The sequence below is a fragment of the Streptomyces sp. NPDC039424 genome, from assembly GCF_055639495.1.
Map to the genome: position 1 here is coordinate 715,904 of NZ_JBVKAI010000001.1, position 18,481 is coordinate 734,384.

Annotated in this window: 16 protein-coding genes; 9 read left to right on the forward strand and 7 right to left on the reverse strand. The window is 71.1% G+C overall.

Annotated features, from left to right (window positions below; genetic code table 11):
- The first annotated feature begins 26 nt into the window (after window positions 1-26).
- From cysC to ACZ7L0_RS03355, 7 genes are all read left to right on the forward strand, one after another.
- Complete coding sequence (gene cysC, locus ACZ7L0_RS03325; RefSeq protein ID WP_471240675.1) at window positions 27-563, forward strand: adenylyl-sulfate kinase; 537 nt, start codon at window positions 27-29, stop codon at window positions 561-563.
- On the forward strand, window positions 560-1,504 hold the full coding sequence (cysD, locus tag ACZ7L0_RS03330; protein WP_471240676.1) for a sulfate adenylyltransferase subunit CysD: 945 nt from the start codon (window positions 560-562) through the stop codon (window positions 1,502-1,504). The genes cysC and cysD overlap by 4 nt, the downstream gene beginning before the upstream one ends.
- Before the next feature lie 2 nt (window positions 1,505-1,506).
- A complete protein-coding gene (locus tag ACZ7L0_RS03335) occupies window positions 1,507-2,841 on the forward strand; it encodes a sulfate adenylyltransferase subunit 1 (RefSeq protein WP_471240677.1) in 1,335 nt (444 codons plus the stop codon).
- A 234-nt stretch (window positions 2,842-3,075) separates the two neighbouring features.
- Window positions 3,076-4,188 (forward strand): aliphatic sulfonate ABC transporter substrate-binding protein, encoded by a 1,113-nt coding sequence (locus ACZ7L0_RS03340; protein WP_471240678.1) that lies wholly within the window; start codon window positions 3,076-3,078, stop codon window positions 4,186-4,188.
- A 33-nt stretch (window positions 4,189-4,221) separates the two neighbouring features.
- Complete coding sequence (locus ACZ7L0_RS03345) at window positions 4,222-5,007, forward strand: ABC transporter ATP-binding protein (protein WP_471240679.1); 786 nt, start codon at window positions 4,222-4,224, stop codon at window positions 5,005-5,007.
- The gene (locus tag ACZ7L0_RS03350) at window positions 4,994-5,878 is read left to right on the forward strand and encodes an ABC transporter permease (protein WP_471240680.1); all 885 of its coding nucleotides are present in this window, start codon (window positions 4,994-4,996) and stop codon (window positions 5,876-5,878) included. The genes ACZ7L0_RS03345 and ACZ7L0_RS03350 overlap by 14 nt, the downstream gene beginning before the upstream one ends.
- A gap of 6 nt (window positions 5,879-5,884) precedes the next feature.
- Window positions 5,885-6,622, forward strand: a complete 738-nt coding sequence (locus tag ACZ7L0_RS03355; protein WP_471240681.1) for a sirohydrochlorin chelatase — start codon at window positions 5,885-5,887, stop codon at window positions 6,620-6,622.
- Window positions 6,623-6,815: 193 nt separating this feature from the next.
- Here ACZ7L0_RS03355 and ACZ7L0_RS03360 read toward each other — a convergent pair whose 3' ends face one another.
- The 3 genes from ACZ7L0_RS03360 to ACZ7L0_RS03370 all read right to left on the reverse strand — a co-directional run bounded on the left by ACZ7L0_RS03360 (window position 6,816) and on the right by ACZ7L0_RS03370 (window position 11,245).
- On the reverse strand, window positions 6,816-9,431 hold the full coding sequence (locus ACZ7L0_RS03360) for a fibronectin type III domain-containing protein (protein ID WP_471240682.1): 2,616 nt from the start codon (window positions 9,429-9,431) through the stop codon (window positions 6,816-6,818).
- Window positions 9,432-9,523: 92 nt separating this feature from the next.
- Complete coding sequence (locus ACZ7L0_RS03365; RefSeq protein WP_471240683.1) at window positions 9,524-10,159, reverse strand: mycothiol-dependent nitroreductase Rv2466c family protein; 636 nt, start codon at window positions 10,157-10,159, stop codon at window positions 9,524-9,526.
- 66 nt (window positions 10,160-10,225) lie between these two features.
- Window positions 10,226-11,245, reverse strand: coding sequence for a ketopantoate reductase family protein (locus ACZ7L0_RS03370; RefSeq protein WP_471240684.1), 1,020 nt, complete (start codon window positions 11,243-11,245; stop codon window positions 10,226-10,228).
- A 65-nt stretch (window positions 11,246-11,310) separates the two neighbouring features.
- On the opposite strand from ACZ7L0_RS03370, the gene ACZ7L0_RS03375 reads away from it, so the two are divergent.
- Window positions 11,311-12,171: a transglutaminase-like domain-containing protein gene (locus tag ACZ7L0_RS03375; RefSeq protein ID WP_471240685.1), complete on the forward strand. Its 861-nt coding sequence runs from the start codon at window positions 11,311-11,313 to the stop codon at window positions 12,169-12,171.
- Here ACZ7L0_RS03375 and ACZ7L0_RS03380 read toward each other — a convergent pair.
- The gene (locus tag ACZ7L0_RS03380; RefSeq protein ID WP_471240686.1) at window positions 12,152-12,703 is read right to left on the reverse strand and encodes a DUF1697 domain-containing protein; all 552 of its coding nucleotides are present in this window, start codon (window positions 12,701-12,703) and stop codon (window positions 12,152-12,154) included. The two genes, ACZ7L0_RS03375 and ACZ7L0_RS03380, sit on opposite strands and share 20 nt — an antisense overlap.
- Before the next feature lie 349 nt (window positions 12,704-13,052).
- On the opposite strand from ACZ7L0_RS03380, the gene ACZ7L0_RS03385 reads away from it, so the two are divergent.
- On the forward strand, window positions 13,053-15,302 hold the full coding sequence (locus ACZ7L0_RS03385) for an MMPL family transporter (protein ID WP_471240687.1): 2,250 nt from the start codon (window positions 13,053-13,055) through the stop codon (window positions 15,300-15,302).
- Between the two features lie 87 nt (window positions 15,303-15,389).
- Here ACZ7L0_RS03385 and ACZ7L0_RS03390 read toward each other — a convergent pair whose 3' ends face one another.
- From ACZ7L0_RS03390 to ACZ7L0_RS03400, 3 genes are read right to left on the reverse strand one after another with little or no spacing between them, the layout of a single operon-like run.
- Complete coding sequence (locus tag ACZ7L0_RS03390) at window positions 15,390-16,673, reverse strand: ABC transporter substrate-binding protein (RefSeq protein ID WP_471240688.1); 1,284 nt, start codon at window positions 16,671-16,673, stop codon at window positions 15,390-15,392.
- Window positions 16,673-17,506 (reverse strand): carbohydrate ABC transporter permease, encoded by an 834-nt coding sequence (locus ACZ7L0_RS03395; RefSeq protein WP_471240689.1) that lies wholly within the window; start codon window positions 17,504-17,506, stop codon window positions 16,673-16,675. The genes ACZ7L0_RS03390 and ACZ7L0_RS03395 overlap by 1 nt, the downstream gene beginning before the upstream one ends.
- Complete coding sequence (locus ACZ7L0_RS03400; protein WP_471240690.1) at window positions 17,503-18,450, reverse strand: carbohydrate ABC transporter permease; 948 nt, start codon at window positions 18,448-18,450, stop codon at window positions 17,503-17,505. Before ACZ7L0_RS03400 ends, ACZ7L0_RS03395 begins: the two co-directional genes overlap by 4 nt.
- Between the last annotated feature and the right edge of the window lie 31 nt (window positions 18,451-18,481).

Here is an 18,481-nt window from a genome sequence, read left to right on the forward strand (position 1 = left end):
ATTCCCCGACGAACAGGGAGAACCACGTGACCACCGGAGCCACCGTCTGGCTCACGGGTCTGCCGAGTGCCGGCAAGACCACCATCGCGTACGAGCTGGCCGGCCGGCTGCGCGAGGAGGGCCACCTCGTCGAGGTGCTCGACGGCGACGAGATCCGCGAGTTCATCTCGGCGGGCCTCGGCTTCAGCCGCGAGGACCGGCACACCAACGTGCAGCGCATCGGCTTCGTCGCCGAGCTGCTGGCGCGCAACGGCGTCAAGGCCCTGGTACCGGTGATCGCGCCCTACGCGGACAGCCGCGACGCGGTGCGCAAGCGGCACCAGCAGAACGGCACGGCGTACCTGGAGGTGCACGTGGCGACCCCGGTCGAGGTGTGCTCCGTCCGTGATGTGAAGGGGCTGTACGCCAAGCAGGCCGCGGGCGAGCTGAGCGGGCTCACCGGGGTCGACGACCCGTACGAGGAGCCCGAGGCGCCCGACCTGCGCATCGAGTCGCAGCACCAGAGCGTGCCGGAGTCCGCGGCCTCGGTGTACGCCCTGCTGAGCGAGAGGGGACTGGCATGACGACCGTCGCCAAGACCAAGGAGGGCGACGAGGGCACGCACAGCCCGTACGCCCTCAGCCACCTGGACGCGCTGGAGTCCGAGGCGGTGCACATCTTCCGCGAGGTGGCGGGCGAGTTCGAGAACCCGGTGATCCTGTTCTCCGGTGGCAAGGACTCCATCGTCATGCTGCACCTGGCGCTGAAGGCGTTCGCCCCGGCGACGATCCCCTTCTCGCTGCTGCATGTGGACACGGGACACAACTTCCCGGAGGTCATCGACTACCGGGACCGTGTGGTCGCCGCACATGGACTGCGCCTCCATGTGGCCTCCGTACAGGACTACATCGACCGCGGTGTGCTCAAGGAACGTCCCGACGGCACCCGCAACCCGCTCCAGACACTCCCGCTCACCGAGAAGATCCAGAGCGAGAGGTTCGACGCGGTCTTCGGCGGCGGACGCCGTGACGAGGAGAAGGCGCGCGCCAAGGAGCGGGTGTTCTCGCTGCGCGACGAGTTCTCCCAGTGGGACCCGCGCCGCCAGCGGCCCGAGCTGTGGAACCTGTACAACGGACGCCACGCGCCCGGCGAGCACGTCCGCGTCTTCCCGCTCAGCAACTGGACCGAGCTGGATGTGTGGCAGTACATCGCCCGCGAGGGCATCGAGCTGCCGGACATCTACTTCGCGCACGAGCGCGAGGTGTTCCAGCGCGCCGGCATGTGGCTGACGGCCGGCGAGTGGGGCGGCCCGAAGGAGACCGAGACGGTCGTCAAGCGCCTGGTCCGCTACCGGACCGTCGGTGACATGTCCTGCACCGGCGCGGTCGACTCCGACGCGACCACGCTGGACGCCGTCATCACCGAGATCGCCGCGTCCCGGCTCACCGAGCGCGGCGCCACCCGCGCCGACGACAAGCTCTCCGAGGCCGCGATGGAAGACCGCAAGCGCGAGGGGTACTTCTAAGCATGAGCACGACGACGACCGAGGCGCTCTCGGCCACCACCCTGCTGCGGTTCGCCACCGCGGGCTCCGTCGACGACGGCAAGTCCACCCTCGTCGGCCGCCTGCTGCACGACTCCAAGTCGGTCCTCACCGACCAGCTGGAGGCCGTGGAGCGCGCCTCCGCGAGCCGGGGCCAGGAGGGTCCCGACCTCGCGCTCCTCACGGACGGGCTGCGCGCCGAGCGCGAGCAGGGCATCACCATCGACGTGGCCTACCGCTACTTCGCCACGCCCCGCCGCCGCTTCATCCTGGCCGACACCCCGGGCCATGTGCAGTACACCCGGAACATGGTCACCGGCGCCTCCACCGCCGAACTGACGGTGGTGCTGGTCGACGCCCGCAACGGCGTCGTCGAGCAGACCCGCCGGCACGCCGCCATCGCGGCCCTGCTCCGGGTCCCGCACGTGGTCCTGGCGGTGAACAAGATGGACCTCGTCGACTACCAGGAGTCCGTGTTCGCCGCGATCGCCGAGGAGTTCACGGCGTACGCGACCGAGCTGGGCGTCCCGGAGGTCACCGCGATCCCGATCTCCGCGCTCGCCGGGGACAACGTGGTGGAGCCGTCCGCCACCATGGACTGGTACGGCGGCCCGACGGTGCTGGAGCACCTGGAGACCGTCCCGGTCAGCCACGACCTGGCGCACTGCCACGCCCGGCTGCCCGTGCAGTACGTGATCCGGCCGCAGACCGCCGAGCACCCGGACTACCGGGGCTACGCGGGCCAGATCGCGGCCGGTTCCTTCCGCGTGGGCGAGGAGGTGACGGTCCTGCCGTCCGGCCGTACGACGCGGATCTCCGGGATCGACCTGCTCGGCGAGCCGGTCGACGTGGCCTGGACGACGCAGTCGGTGACCGTCCTGCTCCAGGACGACATCGACGTCTCGCGCGGCGACCTGATCGTGCCGACCAAGGACGCCCCGGCCACCACCCAGGACATCGAGGCCACGGTCTGCCACGTCGCCGACGCCCCGCTGACCGTCGGCCACCGGGTGCTGCTCAAGCACGGCACCCGCACGGTCAAGGCGATCGTCAAGGACATCCCGTCCCGGCTCACGCTCGCCGACCTGTCCCTGCACCCGCACCCGGGGCACCTCGTCGCCAACGACATCGGCCGGGTGAAGATCCGCACCGCCGAGCCGCTGCCGGCCGACTCCTACTCCGACTCGCGTCGCACGGGCTCCTTCATCCTGATCGACCCCAGCGACGGCACCACGCTCACCGCGGGCATGGTCGGCGAGTCGTTCGCCTCCCCCGAGCCGGTCAAGGACGAGTCCGAAGACGACGGCTGGGACTTCTGACATGACGACCACGGACTTCTACTCGACGTTCGCGAAGGAGGGCGGCCGCGTCGGCAGCGGCGCCCTCGGCAGCGGGCAGGGCGGAGTGGCGCGATGTGTGCGCTGACGTACGCGCACCGCTTGCGCGCCCCGTCCCCCCACCCGACGTCCCGGAAGCGACGAAGACCCCTTGCCGAACTCCCGGCCACGACCTGAGAGACCGTGACCGCCGGGCCAACGAGAGGAACACCTCCCGTGCCTGCCAACCGCTCAACGTTTCTTCGCCGCGGCATAGCCGCCGTAGCCGCACTTCCCCTCCTCACGCTCGCCGCCTGCGGCTACGGGTCCGACTCCAAGGACGACTCTTCCGGCCAGAAGGTGGCCGCCGGCGCCAAGAAGATCGACGGTCTCGACTCCGTCAAGATCGGCTACTTCGGCAACCTGACGCACGCCACCGCACTCGTGGGCGTGAACAAGGGGTACTTCCAGAAGTCGCTCGGCGCCACCGAGGCCAAGTACCAGATCTTCAACGCCGGTCCCTCCGAGATCGAGGCCCTGAACTCGGGTGCGATCGACATCGGCTGGATCGGCCCGTCCCCGGCGATCAACGGCTACACCAAGTCCGCCGGCAAGAACCTGCGCATCATCGGCGGTTCGGCGTCCGGCGGCGTGAAGCTCGTCGTCAACCCGAAGAAGATCAAGTCCCTGAAGGACGTCAAGGGCAAGAAGATCGCCACCCCGCAGCTCGGCAACACGCAGGACGTGGCCTTCCTCAACTGGGCCGCCGAGCAGGGCTGGAAGGTCGACGCCGAGAGCGGCAAGGGTGACGTGTCGGTCGTCCGGACCGACAACAAGGTGACCCCGGACGCCTACAAGGCCGGTTCCATCGACGGCGCCTGGGTGCCGGAGCCGACCGCGTCCAAGCTGGTCGCCGAGGGCGCCAAGGTGCTGCTGGACGAGTCCACGCTGTGGCCGGACAAGAAGTTCGTGATCACGAACATCATCGTGTCGCAGAAGTTCCTCGAGGCGCACCCGAAGGCCGTCGAGGCCGTGCTCAAGGCCTCGGTCGAGACCAACAAGTGGATCAACGCCAATCCCGACGAGGCGAAGGCCGCGGCGAACAAGCAGCTGGGGACCGACTCCGGCAAGGAGCTGCCGGCCGACGTCCTGGACCCGGCGTGGAAGTCCATCCAGATCACGAACGACCCGCTGGCCTCCACGCTCAACACCGAGGCGCAGCACGCGGTCAAGGCGGGCCTGCTGGAGAACCCGAAGCTGGACGGCATCTACGACCTCACGCTGCTGAACAAGGTCCTCAAGGCCGAGGGCGAGAGCACCGTCGACGACGCCGGTCTCGGCGTCAAGTAAGCCGGATCCGAGAGTTCCCAGGAGGTGACGACCATGGCAACCGCCCTCGCCAAGGCCGATGACGCCGAGGCAGTCGAGTACGCCGCCCGCATCGAGCACGTCTCGAAGTCCTTCGCCGGGCCCGCCGGGCAGCAACTCGTCCTCGACGACATCACGCTGGATGTCGCGCCCGGCGAGTTCGTCACCCTCCTGGGGGCCTCGGGCTGCGGCAAGTCCACCCTGCTGAACCTGGTGGCGGGGCTCGACGCCCCGTCCGCCGGCACGATCCGGACCAACGGGCGCCCCGCCCTGATGTTCCAGGAGCACGCCCTGTTCCCGTGGCTGACCGCGGGCAAGAACATCGAACTCGCCCTGAAGCTCGGGGGCGTGGCGAAGAACGAGCGGCGCGGCAAGGCCGAGGAGCTGCTCGAACTCGTCCGGCTGAAGGGCTCGTACGGCAAGCGTGTGCACGAGCTGTCCGGCGGTATGCGCCAGCGTGTGGCCCTGGCCCGCGCGCTGGCGCAGGACAGTCAGCTGCTGCTGATGGACGAGCCGTTCGCGGCGCTGGACGCGATCACCCGTGACCTGCTGCACGACGAGCTGACCCGGATCTGGGAGGAGACGGGGCTGTCGGTGCTGTTCGTCACGCACAACGTGCGCGAGGCGGTGCGACTCGCCCAGCGGGTCGTCCTGCTGTCGTCCCGCCCGGGCCGGGTGGCCCGCGAGTGGCAGGTGGGCATCCCGCAGCCGCGGCGCATCGAGGACGCGCCGGTCGCCGAACTGTCCATCGAGATCACCGAAGTCCTGCGTGGGGAGATCCGCCGCCATGGCCAGCACTGAGACGAAGAGCGTCGCGGACGCGGGGAGCGTCGAGGCGGGCCTGGACGCCCTGGAGGTCACCGCCACCGGCCGCGTGCCGTTCCGGCAGACCTTCACCAGCAAGATCCTGCCGCCGCTGCTGGCCACCGTGGTGGTCCTGGTCATCTGGCAGGCCCTGATCTCGTTCAAGATCGTCGACGATCCGACGAAGCTGCCCTCCCCCGCCGACGTGGGGGGCGAGTTCAAGGACGCCTGGCTGGAAGGCAAGCTGCTCGACTACATCTGGACCAGCGTCTCGCGCGGTCTGCTGGGCTTCCTGTTCGCGCTGGCCATCGGTACCCCGCTGGGTCTGCTGGTGGCGCGGGTGAGGTTCGTGCGCGCGGCCATCGGCCCGGTCCTGTCCGGCCTGCAGTCGCTGCCGTCCGTGGCATGGGTGCCGCCGGCCGTGATCTGGCTGGGCCTGAACAACTCGATGATGTACGCGGTGATCCTGCTCGGGGCGGTCCCGTCCATCGCGAACGGCCTGGTGTCCGGCATCGACCAGGTGCCGCCGCTGTTCCTGCGGGCGGGGCGCACGATGGGCGCGACGGGTCTGAAGGGCGCGTGGCACATCGTGCTGCCGGCCTCGCTGCCGGGCTATCTGGCGGGGCTGAAGCAGGGCTGGGCCTTCTCCTGGCGCTCGCTGATGGCGGCGGAGATCATCGCCTCCTCCCCCGACCTGGGCATCGGCCTGGGGGCACTGCTGGAGAACGGCCGCAACGCCAGTTCCATGGCCATGGTGTTCGAGGCCATCTTCCTGATCCTGTTCGTCGGCATCGCCATCGACCTGCTGATCTTCAGCCCGCTGGAGCGGTGGGTGCTGCGCAGCCGCGGCCTGCTGGTGAAGAGCTGAACCGCCATGCGTGACCCGGTCCTTCTCGTCATCGCCCACGGCAGCCGCGACCCGCGGCACGCCCGGGCCGTGCACGCCCTGGTGCGGCGGGTACGGTCGCTGCGGCCGGGGCTGCGGGTGGAGACCGGGTTCCTGGACTTCAACGTCCCCTCCGTGCACGGGGTGCTGGAGTCCCTGGCGGCTCGGGGCGTGCGGGACGTGGTGGCGCTGCCGCTGCTGCTGACCCGCGCCTTCCATGCGAAGGCGGACATCCCGGCGGTCCTGCGGGATGCGCCGCCGCGGCTGCGGATCCGGCAGGCGGAGGTGCTGGGCCCCTCCCCGCTGCTGCTGTCGGCGCTGGAACGCCGTTTGTACGAGGCGGGGTTGACGCCCGCCGACAAGTCCTCGACCGGGGTCGTGCTGGCCTCGGCGGGGTCCTCCGACCCGGAGGCGATCGCAGTGATCGCTGACATCGCGCGGGAGTGGCGGCACACCGGTTGGTGCGCCGTGCGGCCTGCGTTCGCCTCCGCATCCCTTCCCCGCACGCAGGACGCGGTGCGGGAGCTGCGCGCCCTCGGCTGCCGTCGGGTCGCGGTCGCGCCGTACGTCCTTGCCCCGGGCTTCCTGCCGGACCGCATCGCGCGGGGCGCGGCCGGTGCGGACGTCCTGGCCGATGTCCTCGGCCCCGCGCCGGAGGTGGCGCGGGTGCTGCTGGAGCGGTACGACGCGGCGCGGGTTCCGGTGCTGTCGGTGCTGGGCGCCTGAGGCGGCGGTGGCCGGGCACGGGTCGTGCGGTCGCCCGCGGTCCGACATTCCCCTGTGACGCCGGTTCGCGGACGACCGCGAGCCGGTGCACGGCGTCCGGCTCTCTCCCGAACCTTCTTGCCGTGCCCGGCACTTGGTTCTGCGTTTCTTGCGGCGGATGTGTCACAGTGCCGGGGATCCGGGTGCCGGGAACCTACGTGGCGGGGGTGGTGGCGGTGACCTCGGCCGCGGGCCCGGTGCCCGCCGCCGTCACCGCCGCGACGGTCACCGTGTACGAGGTGCCGGGCCGCAGTGCGCCGATCACCCGGAACATGCCCTTGGCGGAGGGCTGGGTGACCAGGACGTCCCGGCCGGTGACGTCGACCGGGTCGCGGCCGTCGGAGACGGTCACCCGGTAGCCGACGACCTTGGCGTCGCCGGTCGTGGTGGGCGGGGTCCAGGCGAGGGTGGCCCGGGTGGCCGCCGTACGCAGCTTGGGGCTCGTCGGCGCGCCCGGGAGGACGTGCGCGGCGGCCGGGGTGAGCGGCGCGGACGCGAGGGACGGGGCGCTCTCGCCGTGGGCGTTGCCCGCGGTGACCGTCACGGTGAACGGCCCGCCGGACGACGGCAGCCCGCCGACGCGGACCAGCGCGGTACGCCGGAACCCGGCGGCGCCGACGGTCTGTTCGCCGACCTGCCCGCCGGTCGCGTCGTAGGCGCGTGCGGTGTACGAGGTCACCGGCGAACCGCCGTCCGCGAACGTCGGGTTGAAGGTGACGTACAGCGCGTCCGGGCCCGCAGTGGCGGTGCCGACCCGGGAGGGCGCCTCGGGGACGGACGGGGCGCCGACGGGGCGGTTCAGCAGGGCCCGGTAGGGCGGCTGGAGTCCCGCGTCGTCCAGTACGGCGGAGGGCACGTCGGACGGTGCCGTCATGATCTTGTTGCCGGTGGTCACCAGGCCCTTGTTGTCGCCGTCGGCGGTGCCCTCCTCCCACCAGTTGTCCTTGACCAGGGTCGGGTCGTTGTTGCCGAGGTCGTCGCGGTAGTCGGTGTGGCGGGAGGCGACGTTGGCGTAGGAGGCGCGGTAGAGGACGTTGCCCTGGACGGTCTCGTAGGTGCAGCCGTTGTCGGTGTAGACGTTCTTGCCGAGGCCCCACTGGTCGTGGATGACGTTGCCGGTGACCTTCTCGCCGTCGGCCATGGAGGTGCCGGTCAGGCCCTGGGTGTAGATGCCGCCACCGTCGTCGAGCATCTGCAGGTAGTCGAAGATCAGGTTCTCGCGGACGGTGTTGTCGTGGCTGGGGTTCGGGGTCGCCGGGTCGCCGATCTTGTCGGGCCAGCCGCCCCAGCCCATCGACACGGCGCTGTAGCCGACGTGGTCGATCTGGTTGTGGGCGATGGTGGTGTGCCGGGTGTAGCCGCCCAGGACGGCGACGCCGCCGTGGTACTCGCGGGGCAGTCCGTAGAGGTGGTTGTTCGTCACCTGGACGCCGGAGGCGGGTGTCCGCCCGTCCACCCCGCCGATCTGGAGTCCGTTGCCGGAGATGTCGGTGAAGACGCTGCCGCTGACGGTGGAGTCCTCGGAGCCGGTGCCCAGGTCGAGCCCGGCGGCGCCGAGGTGGGCGAAGACGTCGTCGCTGAACTCGATGCGCCGCCCGTACGCGAAGGAGACGTTGCCCGGCATCTTCGTCCAGGACGCGAAGGGACACGTGCCGCCGTCGACGTACTGGCACAGGCCCTGTGTGGCCCAGCCCCGCTCGCCGGTGACGGTGTAGCCGGCCTGGATCTCGGAGAAGCCCTCGGGGCTCGACGGGGTCAGCCAGGTGGCGTAGCTGAACCGCAGTCCGCGGAAGGCGATGTCGTGGACGGGCGCGTCGGCGCTGCCGCGTCCGTCGACCAGCTTCTGGGCGGCGGCTGCCTCCACGTCGGCGCGGGCGAGGTCCTCCCCCTCGCGGGGCAGGTAGTAGACCGTCCGCGCGCTCCGGTCGAGGTACCACTCGCCGGGCTGGTCGAGGAGTTCGTGGGCGTTCTCGACGTACGAGGGCTTGCCGCCGTTGGTGAGATGGCCGGGGCCGACCATGCTGACCGTGCGGCCGGGGATGTCGGGGAACTCGACCCGCTTGTTGGAGTTGTCCCAGCAGGGCTGGGCCATGGTGAGGGTGGTGCCCTCGGCGGCGGCGATCCGGCAGCGCGGCTCGGTCCACTGGCCCAGGCCGTTGCGCTCGACGTTCCACAGGGCCTCGCCGCTGGTGTACACGAACTCGGCGTCCGTGGGGTGCTTCCAGTGGGCGATCGTGCCGGCGGAGGCGGTGTAGCCGGTCGCGGTCTGGGTGAGGGTCACCGGCACGGCGCCGCGGGCCCGCTGGGCGCGTACCCCGTCGACGTACAACTGCCGTGTGTCGGTGAGCCCTTGGGGTGCGGGTGCGGACCACACTCCCGTGCGGCCCGGGACCCGGTGCCAGCCGGTGACCCGGCGACCGCCGCTGACGACCGTGCGCTCGCCGTCGCCCTGCCAGACGACCCGGTGGCCGTTGGTGCCCGAGTCGCGGGCGTCGAGCACCAGCGGCCCGGTCTGCCGGTACGTTCCGGGCGCGAGGTGGACGGTGAGGTCGCCGCGCAGGTCCGCGACCCTGGCGCGGACCAGGTCGCGGGCGTGCCGGAGGGTGCGGACGGGGTGCCGGGCGGTGCCGTCGGCGTGGTCGTTGCCGACAGGCGAGACGTATACATCGGAGGTAATGGCCTCTTGGGCCGTAGCCGTGAGTGGCTGGGCCCCGAGGAGCGCAACGGCGGAAACCAGGGCCAGTAAGGCGGGATTTGAGTGTGCTGGCATATATCTCTCCCGGATGGGAAGCGTGTGCCGACCCGGGAAAGGTAGGAGCATTGACGAGTCACCGTCAATGAGGCAGCGTCAACTGAGGGATGTCAGTCGAAGGACAGTGACCCCGTTCGGGTGCGCTTGAGCTCGAAGAAATCGGGGTGTGCGGCCAGGACCCGGAAGCTGTCGAAGAGCCCGGCCGCCGCCTCCCCGCGCGGGACGGCGCGCAGCACCGGTCCGAACCACGCCGTGCCGTCGACATGGAGGGTGGGCGTGCCCACGTAGCCTCCCGAGTCCGGCTCGGTCCAGGCCTCGTGGCCGCGGCGCACCGCTTCGTCGTACGACGCGTCGTGCGCGGTGGCCGCCAGGTCGGCCGGAAGCCCGAGTTCGGCGAGGGACTCGGCGATCACCACGTCGAAGTCCTGCACGCCGCGCTCGTGGACGCGGGTGCCGAAGGCGGTGTACAGGTCGCGCAGCACCTTCTCGCCGTGCCGTTCGGCGGCGGCCACGGCGACCCGGGCCGGGCCGATCGACCGGTCGACCAGGTCCCGGTACCAGTGCGGCAGTTCGTTGCCGAGGTTGTGCAGATACAGGCTCATGGCATGGAAGCGGAGGTCGAGCGGGCGCAGACGCTCGACCTCCAGCAGCCAGCGGGAGGTGATCCAGGCGAAGGGGCAGGCGGCGTCGAAGGCGAAGTCGATGCGGACGGACGCGCCGGTGTGATCGGTCTCGGAATGCGTCATGCCACGACGCTAGCCCTCGATCGGCGCAGTGCCCGGACCCAATCGATCACTCTTTCTTTGGTCCATTCAGCCGTCCGTGTCCGAGGTGTCCGCGTCGGCCAGCCGGGCCAGTTCTTCGAGCGGCATCGATCCGGCCGGTCTGCGCTCCCGGGCGAAGCGGTTGGCGAGCCGCTGCAGCAGTTCGTTCAGCGGGGTCGGTATGCCGTGCAGGCGGCCGAGGAGGACGATCTCGCCGTTGAGGTAGTCGGCCTCGATGGTGCCGGTGCCGCGGGTGAGGGACTGCCAGGAGGAGCCGCCGCCGCGCGGGGCGCCGTCGACGGGGACGAGGGTGATCTTGTCGCCGCGGGCCGCCGCCTGTTCCTCGGTGCTCGCGTACGGGATCTTGGCCGCGTCGAGCACGGCCTCGCCCTCGGCTCGCACCCGGGCGTACAGCGCCCGGCCGGCGTCGCTGTCGATGGGCCCGCTGACCGCCTCGATCGCGTTGCCGAGGTTGCCGAGCAGCTTGGCGTACTGCCACCGTGTCACGTCCTCGACCACCGGGGCCTCGAAGCGGGACTCGGCCAGGTCGGCGGCGATCCGCCGGAGGCGGTCGTCGGTGCCGTGCGGATACCGGCCGAGGTGCAGCATGCCGGTGAGCGGGGATCCGGCGGCGGAGACGGTGCCCGGCTCGACGAAGGTGGAGGGCAGCCAGACGCAGACGCCGTACACGTGCCGGAACCGGCGCAGGGCCAGGCGCTGGCCCTCCACGCCGTTCTGCGCGCACAGCAGCGGCAGCCGCTCGGCCGCCGTACCGCCGCCCTCGACCGGCACCGGACCCCAGGTCTCCAGGGCCTCCGTGCTGTCCTGCGTCTTCACCGCCAGCACCAGCACGTCGTCGGCGCGCAGCGCGCCGAGCGGCTCCGGTCCGTCGACCACGGGCAGCCGGTACGTCAGCTCGCCCTCCGGCACTCTCAGCCGCAGCCCGCCCTCGTCGAGCGCCGCCCGGTGCGCGCCCCGCGCGACCAGCACGACCTCGTGACCGGCCTGGGCCAGCCGCCCCCCGACGGTGCCGCCGACCGCCCCTGCCCCGATGATGATGTAACGCATGCGGACGAGCCTGGCACACGGGCGGGGTTGACCTTGCCCCCGGGGCAAGGACGAGGGTCCGGGGCATGGACGACACCTACCTGCGGCAGACGCCGTACAGCGATCCCGGAGACCTGGACGTCACCGCCCTGCCGCGTGATCCGCGTGAACTCACCGCGCTGGTACGCGGCCTGATCCTCCATCGGCTGGAGGGTGAGCGCCTCGGACACGACATCCCCCGGGAGCGGCTGCACCACGACGCCGAGTCCCGGTACGTCACCGAGCTGCTGCGGATCCTGCGCGCCCGCAAGGACGCACCGCTCACCGAGGAGCGGTCCTGGGACGAGCGGTTCGTCGGCACCTGCCGGGACTACGCGCTGCTGCTGTGCTCGCTGCTGCGGGCCACGGGGACACCGGCCCGCCTGCGCGGCGGTTACGCCACCTACTTCGTCGAGGGCTTCCACGACGACCACTGGGTGAGCGAGTACCGGCTCCCGGACGGCTCCTGGCGGTTGGCCGACCCGCAGGTGTACACCGGCTTCTACGACGTGCCCTTCGACCCGCTGGACGTCCCGCGGGACCGGTTCCTCGTCGCGGGCGAGGCGTGGCGGGCCTGCCGGTCGGGAGCGGCCGACCCGGAGACGTTCGGCGTCTGGATCGACCCGGGCCTGCGGGGGAGGTGGCTCGTGCTCAACAGTGTCGTGCTGGACCTCGCGGCGCTCCATGGCGTCGAGCCGCTGCCCTGGGACGGCTGGGGGCTGGCCGGCACGCAGAGCTACGACTCGCTCGGCGAGGACGACCTCGCCCTGGTCGACGCCGTGGCCACGGCCCGCTCCCCCGAGGAGCTCCGCCGTCTGTACGCGGACCCCCGGCTCACCGTGCCGCGCGAGATCCTCTCCCACGCTCCCTTCCTGGGCCCGCGCGAGGTCACCCTTCCCCGGCCGTGAGCTCCACCAGCTTCATGACGGTGTTCCAGTTGCGGGTGGTGGCGGTGAGCCCCTTGTTGACGCGCGGCTTGCCGAGGTGCTCGGCGAGTTTGGAGCGGCCCAGTCCGTCGGGGGCGTACAGGTACAGCGCGCGGTCGCCGAGGCGGAACTCCTCGGGGAGGTAGGCGGCCGGGTCGATCTCCGCGAAGCGCTCGGCGGTTACGGGCTGGGAGAAGTACGTGACGTGGAGCTGTCTGGCCTCCAGGCCGGCGGCCGGGAAGGGGCAGGCCTCGGCGACCGCCTTCAGATAGGCGTGGCCGCGCACGATCACGTCGACTCGGAAGCCGAAGCGTTCCTCGATCGCCCGGGCGAGCTCGGCGGCCAGGGACTCCTCGTCACCGCGGCCGGTGGTGAAGACGGCCTGGCCGCTCTGCAGATGGGTGCGGACGCCGTCGTGGCCGAGGCCCGTCATCAGCTGCCGCAGCTCGGCCATCGGGAGCTTCTTCGCGCCGCCCACGTTGATTCCGCGCAGCAGCGCCGCGTACGTCGTCATGCGGACACCATAGAGCGGCCGTCGTGCCCCGTGGGGGTGGGCACGACGGCCGCGCCCGTGGCCGGGCTGCACGGAACTCTGGCCGATGGGGCGGGGGCGGATCAACCTCTACACGCACCTGTGACTTGTTCAACAAGCTTTCGTCATCACAACCGGGATCTCTGCCGACGGAACGGACACCCTGAACGCCGCCCCCTAGAACCGCCGGTAGATGTAAGGGGCCAACATCCTCCCCAGCGGTGAGAGAACGGCCTCGTACTTCACCGGGCAGTACGACGAGATGCCCTTATCCGGCCCATACCTTCGTAACGAACGCACGTACGGAGCGGAACAAGGGGGAAAGCCCGTCATGGGGAACGGAGACACGCGGGTGCGGGGTCTGGCAGCCCGCGCCGGCGGCTGGAGCGCCCGGCACCGCTGGGCGGCCGTCGGCATATGGGTGCTGTTCGTCGTCCTGGCGATGGGACTCGGTTCGGCGGCGGGCCGGGTCGACGTCGACGAGAGCGACCAGCTCAAGGGAGAGACGCACACCGCCGCCAGGATCATCAAGGACGCCGGGATCGAGGAGCCCGCCGGCGAGACGGTCCTGATCCAGGCCAGGGACGGCCGGGCCAAGGCCACCGACGCGGAGTTCCGGGCCACGGTCGCCGACGTGGTCGAGGCGGTGGACGCGACCGGCAAGGTCACGGACGTGACGTCGCCGTACGACACGGGGACCGTCTCCAAGGACGGCCGCAGCGCGCTGGTGCAGTTCGACATGCGCGGCGACTCCGACACCGCCGGTGACCGGGTGGAGCCCGTCATGAAGGCCGTGGAGGGCGTCCAGAAGGACCACACGTCGCTGCGGATCGAGGAGATCGGCGGCGCCAGCATGATGAAGACGTTCAGCGACGCCTTCGGGGACGACTTCCAGCAGGCCGAGTACTCGGCGGTGCCGGTGGCCCTCGGCATTCTGCTCATCGCCTTCGGCGCGCTGGTCGCGGCGCTGCTGCCGGTGGCCCTGGCGATCACCGCGATCATGGCGACGATGGGCCTGATGGGCATCGTCAGCCATGTGCAGCCGATGAGCGACACCGCCAACTCCGTGATGCTGCTGGTCGGCATGGCGGTCGGCGTCGACTACTGCCTGTTCTACCTGCGCCGTGAGCGCGAGGAGCGCGAAGCGGGCCGCGACCCGCAGACGGCTCTCAGGATCGCCGCCGCCACCAGCGGCCGGGCGATCGTCGTCTCCGGTGTCACGGTGTGCGTGGCCATGGCGGGCATGCTCTTCACCGGTCTCACCTCGTTCGAGGCGATGGGCCTCGCCTCGCTGATGGTCGTCGCGGTCGCCATGGTCGGGTCGGTCACCGTACTGCCCGCGCTGCTGTCGCTGCTCGGCGAGCGGGTGGAGAAGGGCCGCCTCCCCTTCCTCGGCCGGCGTCGTCGAGGCGGCAAGGGCAACGGGGAGAGCCGGTTCTGGACCGCGGTCCTGCGCGGCGTCCTGGCCAAGCCGGTCCTCTCCGTCGTGGTCGCGGCGGGCGCGCTGCTGGCGGTCACGGCTCCCGCGCTGGGCATGAAGACCCAGAACCTCACCCTGGACCAGGAGTTCGGCGACTCGCTGCCCATCGTGCAGACGTACAACCGGGTCAACGACGCCTTCCCGGGCGGCTCGGAGCCGGCCGAGGTGATCGTCAAGGCGAAGGACATCAACGCTCCCGAGGTGAAGGACGCGCTCGCGCGGTTCAAGGAACGGGCGATCAGCTCGGGCGCCTCGCGCGGCCCGGTCGAGATCAAGCTGCACGACGCGCAGAACATCGCCTTCGTCTACGTCCCGCTGGTCGGCGGCTCCGACCAGGACAAGGCGGGAGCGAGCCTGGAGAAGCTGCGCGACGAGGTGCGCCCGGCCACCCTCGGCGAGCTCGACGGCGTCGAGGCACCGATCACCGGACAGGTCGCGGGCAACCACGACTTCAACGACCAGCTCCTCGGGTCCGTCGTCCCGGTCTTCGCGTTCGTGGTCGTCTTCGCCTTCCTGCTGATGCTGCTGTCGTTCCGCTCGCTGACCGTGGCGATCACCTCGATCGTGCTGAACCTGCTGTCGGTGGGCGCGGCCTACGGCATCCTGGTCGCGGTCTTCCAGCACGGCTGGGGCGCCTCGCTGGTGGGCGCGGAGGGCGTCGGGGCCATCGTCACCTGGCTGCCGCTGTTCCTCTTCGTGATCCTGTTCGGCCTGTCCATGGACTACCACGTGTTCGTGGTCTCCCGGATCCGCGAGGCCCGGCTGCGCGGCCGGAGCACGAAGGACGCGATCCAGCACGGCGTGGTCACCACGGCCGGGGTCGTCACCAGCGCCGCCGTCATCATGGTCGCCGTGTTCGCGATCTTCGGCACGCTGTCCATGCAGTCCATGAAGCAGATGGGCGTGGGTCTCGCCGCCGCCGTGCTGATCGACGCGACGGTCATCCGCGGTGTGCTGCTGCCCGCCGTGATGGCGCTGCTCGGTGAGCGCAACTGGTACCTGCCGAAGTGGCTGCACCGGCTGCCGGACCTCACCCACGACGAGTCGCCCGAGGCGGCGGCGGCTCCCGTGCGGGACCGGAACGAGCGGCTGACCGTCTGATCCCGCCCCTGATCGTGGGCCCGTTGGTATCCCGGGGGAACCAGCGGGCCCACTGGCGTCATCCGGCCGGCGTCCGACGGCGCCCGTTCACCGCTGGTACCGGGCGAGCACCAGGTTGCCGTCCTTCTCCAGCCGGTGGCGCAGCTCGTCGAGTCCGATGGCCCCGCTGTAGTACTCCTGGAAGGCCGGGGTGGCCACCTTGTCCTTCCACTCGGGGTAGCCGCGGACCGACTGGGCGGGCGCCGGGCTGAGATGGGCGGCCAGGGCGGTACCGGTGGCCCAGCCGTCCTTCGCGGTGTGCAGGGCCGGGTCGGCGAGGGCGCGGGTGCCGGTGGGCAGCATCCAGTCCCCCAGGGCCAGCCGGACCATGTTCCGCGGCCGCAGGAGGAAGTCGACGAACGCGGCGGCCTCCTTCTTGTGGGGGCTGTCGGCGGCGATGGACAGTGTCTGCGGGCTGACGCCCTGGGTGAGCCCGTCGGCCCCGGCCGGGGCGGGCAGCACCTGCCAACGGAAGCCCTTCGGCGCCTGCTGGGCGATCTGCTGCCGGTAGGAGAAGCCCAGCGGGACCATGGCGTAGGTGCCGCCGAAGAAGCCGGGCAGCGTGTCCGATCCGCCGCTGCCCAGCGTCGAGCCGGGTGCGCTGCGGTCGGTGGCGACCTGGTCGTGGACGGTGCGCGGCACCACCTGGTCGGCGGCCTCGAAGCGGACGGTCACCTTGCCGTCCGCGTCCCGGTGGAAGAGCCGGCCGCCCGCCGACAGCGACAGGTTGAGGGTGGCGGAGACGGGTTCCTTCAGCGGCCAGGCGACGCCGTACTTCCCGCCGCCGCTGAGCCGCTTGGTCACCTGCCGGAACTCGGCCCAGCTCCAGGGGCGTTCGGGGGTCGGTATACGCACGCCGGACCGCTTCAGCCGGTCCGCGTCGGCGATCAGTACCCGGGGCTCCTGAAGGAACGGCACGCCGTAGACGCCGTCGTCGAAGGTCACCGTCCGCCAACTGCGCCGGGGGATGTCGGACTTGAGGCGGGAGGACAGCAGGTCCGTCAGGTCGGCCAGGTAGCCGCCGTAGGCGAAGTCCGCCAGGTCGTCGGAGGCGTCGTGGATGACGTCGGGGGCCTCACCGCCCTCGAAGGAGGTGAGCAGCTGGTCGTGGACGCTGTCCCAGCTGCCCTGGACGTACTCGACCCGGATGTCCGGGTGGGTGGCGTTCCACTCCTTCACCAGCTGCTTCGTCGCGGCGACCGAGTCCTCCTGCCAGGCCAGGGACTGGAAGCGGAGGGTGATCCGGCCGCCGGTGTCCGTGCCGCCCGAGGAGCAGCCCGCCAGCAGCAGGAGGAGGAGGGCGACGAGGGCGGTGGCGAGTCGGTCGCGCATCAGCTCTTCACCGCCCCGGCGAGCATGCCGCCCGTGATCCTGCGCTGGACGAGGGCGAAGACGACCAGCGAGGGCAGCGTGGCGAGGAACGCCGCGGCGGCCAGCGGGCCGAGGTCCGCGACGCCCTCGGCGCCGATGAAGTGGGTGAGGACGACCGGCAGCGTCTGCTTCTCCGGCGTCTTCAGCAGCACCAGCGCGAAGAAGAACTCGTTCCACGCGGTGACGAACGCGAACAGTCCCGTCGCCACGATTCCCGGCGCGAGCAGCGGCGCGGTCACCGACACCAGGGTCCTCAGGCGCCCCGCCCCGTCGACCGCCGCGGCCTCCTCCAGCTCGGCCGGGACCGCCCGCACGTATCCGACGAGCATCCACAGCGCGAACGGCAGCGCCCACACCACGTACACCATCACCAGGCCGGGCACGGAGTCGATCAGCCGCAGGTTCTTCAGCACCAGGAACAGCGGGATGATCACCAGTACGAACGGGAACGCCTGGCTGACCACCACCCACGCGGACGCGGCCCTGGACAGCGCGGTGCGGCGCCGGGCCATGGCGTATGCCATCGGGGTGGCGAGCAGGACGGCGATCACGGCGGCCCCGGCCGCCGCGAACAGCGAGTTGAGCGCGGCCTGCAGCAGCGGCTGCTCGTCGAAGGCCTGCCGGAAGTTGGCCAGGGTCGGGTCCCGCGGGATCCAGGTGGGGTGCGGACTGCCCAGTTCGCGGGGGGACTTGAACGCGGTGGACAGCAGCCACAGGAGGGGGAAGGCGAGGAAGGCGAGATAGGCCAGCAGGGCGGCGTACTGGCCCGCCCGGGCGCCGGTGCGGGTCCTCACGCGTGATCACCTCCGCGCAGCCGGCCCACCAGGAAGACGGCGAGGAGCACCGAGATCACCGCGACCATCACGCATCCCATGGCCGCCGCGTAGCCGAACTGGCCGTAGCGGAAGGCCTCTTCGTAGGCGAACAGCATCGGCAGCCGCGTTCTGCCGCCGGGGCCGCCGTTGGTCAGCACATAAACCAGGGCGAAGGAGTTGAAGTTCCAGATAAGGTTGAGCGCCGTGATGGCGAGCGCGACCGGTCCGAGGGCGGGCCAGGTGACGGTGCGAAACCGGCGTAAGGCGCCGGCGCCGTCCACCGCCGCCGCCTCGTGCAGTTCGCGCGGGGTGTTCTGCAGCCCGGCGAGCAGGGCGACCGTCGTCTGCGGCATCCCGGCCCAGACGCCGACGACGATCACGGCGGGAAGGGCGCTGGCCAGCCCGCCCAGCCAGTCCCGGCCGTCGCCGAGGCCGAGGTCGCGCAGGGTCTCGTTGAGGACGCCCGCGTCCGGGTTGTAGACGAGCCGCCACATGATGCCGACCACCACCTCGGGCATGGCCCAGGGGACGATGGCGAGGGCGCGGGCCAGCCAGCGCAGCCGTAACTCCTGGTTGAGCAGCAGGGCGAGGCCCAGCGCCAGCAGGAACTGCGGCACGGTCACCCCGACCGCCCACACCAGCCCGATCCGGAACGACTCCCAGAACAGCGTGTCGTGCAGCAGGTCGCGGAAGTTGAGGGCGCCGATCCACCGGGTGGGCTCGGTGCGGCCCGACTGGGCGTCCGTGAAGGCCAGCAGGATGCCGTAGAGCAGCGGCCCGACGCTCAGGACGAGGATGGGGATCAGGGCGGGCAGGACGAGGAACCAGGCGCCGCGATCGGACACGCGATGCGGCGACCGCCCGGCCTTCACCACCAATGTCACGGAATCATCCCCTTCGCGCGACTCGGTTGGCGCGTTCATGGTCGTGAAGGCGCGGTATTCCGTCAAGGGA